Raw genomic sequence first — 3,103 nt, forward strand, 5'->3', positions numbered from 1 at the left:
CAGGTCTGCCACCTAGCGTGATCCGCTCCCAATCCCCGTGTCCGGGCGGTCGTGGAACCGCCCGGACACGGGCGTCGCGGGTACGCTGATGCCCGCGAACGCGTGGAAACGCTGAAATACCAGGAGGTTTCCCCCTGATGGCCCAGTCGGTGGGAATCAAGGACATCGCCCGTGAGGCGGGGGTGTCCGTGGGCACGGTCTCCAACGTGATCAACCGCCCCGACACCGTGTCCGCCGACACCCGCGAGCGGGTGCAGAGCGTCATAGACCGGCTCGGCTATGTGCGCAGCGAGTCGGCGCGCCAGCTGCGCGCCGGGCACAGCCGGATCATGGGGCTGCTCGTCCTGGACATGGGCAACCCGTTCTTCGTGGACATCGCGCGCGGCGCCGAGCGCGTCGCGCGGGACGCCGGGCTCGGCGTCATGGTGTGCAACAGCGCGCAGAACCCGGCGGAGGAGGCCGAGTACCTCTCCCTCTTCGCCGAGCAGCGCGTACGCGGCGTGCTCGTCACCCCGGCGGACATGACCGGCCGGACGATCGAGACGCTGCGCCGCTACCGCACGCCGTTCGTGCTGGTCGACCGGGTCGCCGAGGACGCCACCGAGTGCTCGGTGTCCGTGGACGACGTGGCGGGCGGCGCGCTGGCGATGCGGCACCTGATCGAGATGGGGCACCGCTCCGTGGCGTACGTCTGCGGACCGCCCGGCCTGCAGCAGATCACCGACCGGCGGGCCGGTGCGCTGAAGGCCCTCGCCGAGGCGGGGCTGCCGGCGGACGTGCTGCGCGCGCTGCCCACCGACCGCCTCGACGTGGCGGCGGGCCGTGACGCGGGCGCGCGGCTGCTCGGGCTCACCGAGCGGCCCACGGCCGTGTTCTGCGCGAACGACCTGCTGGCCCTCGGGGTGCTGCAGGCCCTGTACGCGGCGGACGTGCGCGTCCCGGAGGACGTGGCGATCGTCGGCTACGACGACATCGAGTTCGCCGCCGCCGCGGCCGTCCCCCTGACGTCCGTACGGCAGCCGGCCGTCACGGTCGGCGAGCTGGCCGCACGGCTGCTGCTGGAGGAGACGGCGGAGGGCGCGGCCGAGGAGCACGAGCACCGGCAGGTGGTCCTGCAGCCGGAGCTGGTCGTGCGCACCTCCAGCCTCAGGCCCCGCTGACGGCCGGCACGGGGTCCTCGCCGAAGACCCAGGGCGCGAGGACGACCACCCATCCGTCGGGGTCCTCGAAGGCGACCGCACCGCGCTGCGGCCAGTAGGGATTCGCGGCGGGCACCGGGTGGTGGCCGTATGCGGCCAGGCGGGTGATCGCGGTGTCCCGGGCCCGGGGGCCGCGCATGTAGAGGACGAGCTGGTTCTCGGGGTGCGGCTCGGGGATGCGGGGCGGGGCGCCGCATGGGTGACCTCCAGCTGGACGGGGGTGCCGGGGAGCCCGAGCACGATCCCGTCGTACCCGTCGTGTCCCTCGCTGCCGCGCCAGTGGGCGAGTACGGGCAGCCCGAGGGCGTCGCGGTAGAAGGCGACGACGTCGTCGAAGCGGGCGGTGGGCCGGGCGAAGCGGACCGCTCCGACGTCGAGGTGGGCGGGCCAGGCGGGGCTTGTGTGCATGGCCCTGATGCTGGCAGCGGGCGCCTCCGACCGGTATCGGACCATCGGCCTAAGGCCGGGGTCGGGGGACGCCGGTCATCCTTGCGCAACCAAAGGTTGCACTTCTGTGGCGCGTGGCCTAACCTGATACGCAACCAAAGGTTGCGAAAGGTGGCAGGGCCATGGAGTACGGAACGATCGAGCGCGAGCTGCACATCGACGCGAGCCCCGACGTCGTCTTCGACGTCGTGAGCAACCCGGAACACGTCCGCGAGTGGTGGCCCGACGAGGCCGAGTACCCGGCCGTGCCCGGCGGCGAGGGGCGGATCGGCTTCGGGGACTTCGCGCGGGGCGAGGGGCAGTGGGTGCGGTTCACCGTCGTGGACGCCGAGCCGCCGCGGCTGTTCTCCTTCCGGTGGACCCACGCGGACGGGGAGACGGCGGCACGCGGCAACTCCTACCTCGTCGTCTTCGAGCTGGAGCCCGCCGGGGACGGCACGCGGCTGAAGATGACCGAGAGCGGCTTCCGCGAGCGCGGCTGGGACGAGGCGAAGATCGCGGCCGAGCACGCCGACCACGTCAGCGGCTGGGACCACTTCCTGGCGCGGCTGACGCCGTACGCGGTGAAGGTGCGGGCGGGGGCGTAGCCATGATCGTGGACGACGACCTCTGGTCGGCCGTCGGCGACCCCACCCGGCGCCGGATGATCGACCTGCTGCTGGAACAGGGCAGCGGCACGGCGACCAGCCTCAGCGAACACCTGCCGGTGACCCGGCAGGCGGTGGCGAAGCACCTCGCGGTCCTCGACCGGACCGGCCTGGTCCACGCGACGCCCGCCGGCCGCGAGCGGCACTACCGCGTCGACGAGGCCCGACTCGCCCGCGCGGTGGCCCAGTTGGCGGACGTCGGCGCGGCGTGGGACGGCCGACTGCAGCGGATCAGGCGCATCGCGGAGACGATCCAGCGGCGCCGGGACGCCGCCGGTGAACCCGGAGAGAAGTAACCACCCGAGAAGGAGAGTTACATGTCAGACATCCTCCACCGCGTCGGCGTCGAGAACTCCTCGCCGCAGCAGGTGTACGAGGCGCTCACCACCCTGGACGGCCTGTCGGGCTGGTGGACCGAGGACACGACGGGGACCACGGACCCCGACGGCGTGATCGCGTTCCGCTTCCCGCCCGGCGGCTTCGACATGAAGGTCGTCGGGCTGGACCCGGGCCGCCAGGTCCGCTGGGAGGTGGTCGACGGCCCCGAGGAGTGGATCGGCACCACGATCCGCTGGGACCTGCGCCAGGACGGCGACTACACGATCGTGCTCTTCGCCCACGAAGGCTGGCGTGAGCAGGTCGAGTTCATGTACCACTGCAGCACCAAGTGGGCGTCGTACCTGCTGAGCCTCAAGCAGCTGGTGGAGACGGGCAAGGGCGCCCCGTCCCCGAACGACGTGCGGATCAGCGACTGGCACTGACCGGCCGTGATCCTGTGCGAGGTGCGCAAGACGGCGGCCGGGGTGAACA

The 3,103-nt window shown here is 72.3% G+C and carries 5 protein-coding genes; 4 read left to right on the top strand and 1 reads right to left on the bottom strand.

Going from position 1 to position 3,103, the window contains the following annotated elements:
* Positions 1–137: 137 nt before the first annotated feature.
* Complete coding sequence (locus AB0M28_RS40225) at positions 138–1,160, top strand: LacI family DNA-binding transcriptional regulator (protein ID WP_365415768.1); 1,023 nt, start codon at positions 138–140, stop codon at positions 1,158–1,160.
* Here the strand turns inward: AB0M28_RS40225 and AB0M28_RS40230 are convergent.
* Positions 1,147–1,338 (bottom strand): hypothetical protein, encoded by a 192-nt coding sequence (locus AB0M28_RS40230; RefSeq protein ID WP_365415770.1) that lies wholly within the window; start codon positions 1,336–1,338, stop codon positions 1,147–1,149. The two genes, AB0M28_RS40225 and AB0M28_RS40230, sit on opposite strands and share 14 nt — an antisense overlap.
* A 430-nt stretch (positions 1,339–1,768) precedes the next feature.
* Here AB0M28_RS40230 and AB0M28_RS40235 point away from each other — a divergent pair, with 430 nt between their 5' ends.
* Genes AB0M28_RS40235 through AB0M28_RS40245 form a run of 3 tightly spaced genes read left to right on the top strand, consistent with a single transcriptional unit; the run spans position 1,769 to position 3,054 of the window.
* Complete coding sequence (locus tag AB0M28_RS40235) at positions 1,769–2,233, top strand: SRPBCC domain-containing protein (protein ID WP_365415772.1); 465 nt, start codon at positions 1,769–1,771, stop codon at positions 2,231–2,233.
* A 2-nt stretch (positions 2,234–2,235) separates the two neighbouring features.
* On the top strand, positions 2,236–2,589 hold the full coding sequence (locus AB0M28_RS40240) for a metalloregulator ArsR/SmtB family transcription factor (RefSeq protein WP_365415774.1): 354 nt from the start codon (positions 2,236–2,238) through the stop codon (positions 2,587–2,589).
* A 21-nt stretch (positions 2,590–2,610) separates the two neighbouring features.
* Positions 2,611–3,054, top strand: coding sequence for an SRPBCC domain-containing protein (locus AB0M28_RS40245; RefSeq protein ID WP_365415776.1), 444 nt, complete (start codon positions 2,611–2,613; stop codon positions 3,052–3,054).
* Positions 3,055–3,103 lie beyond the last annotated feature (49 nt).

The organism is Streptomyces sp. NPDC051940, assembly GCF_040680895.1.
Classification (GTDB): Bacteria; Actinomycetota; Actinomycetes; order Streptomycetales; family Streptomycetaceae; genus Streptomyces.

What these genes read in the sequence shown, in the direction of transcription:
- AB0M28_RS40225 (WP_365415768.1), top strand. Translation starts at nt 138, where the DNA reads ATGGCCCAGTCGGTGGGAATCAAGGACATCGCCCGTGAGGCGGGGGTG.
- AB0M28_RS40230 (WP_365415770.1), bottom strand. Translation starts at nt 1,338, where the DNA reads ATGCGCGGCCCCCGGGCCCGGGACACCGCGATCACCCGCCTGGCCGCA.
- AB0M28_RS40235 (WP_365415772.1), top strand. Translation starts at nt 1,769, where the DNA reads ATGGAGTACGGAACGATCGAGCGCGAGCTGCACATCGACGCGAGCCCC.
- AB0M28_RS40240 (WP_365415774.1), top strand. Translation starts at nt 2,236, where the DNA reads ATGATCGTGGACGACGACCTCTGGTCGGCCGTCGGCGACCCCACCCGG.
- AB0M28_RS40245 (WP_365415776.1), top strand. Translation starts at nt 2,611, where the DNA reads ATGTCAGACATCCTCCACCGCGTCGGCGTCGAGAACTCCTCGCCGCAG.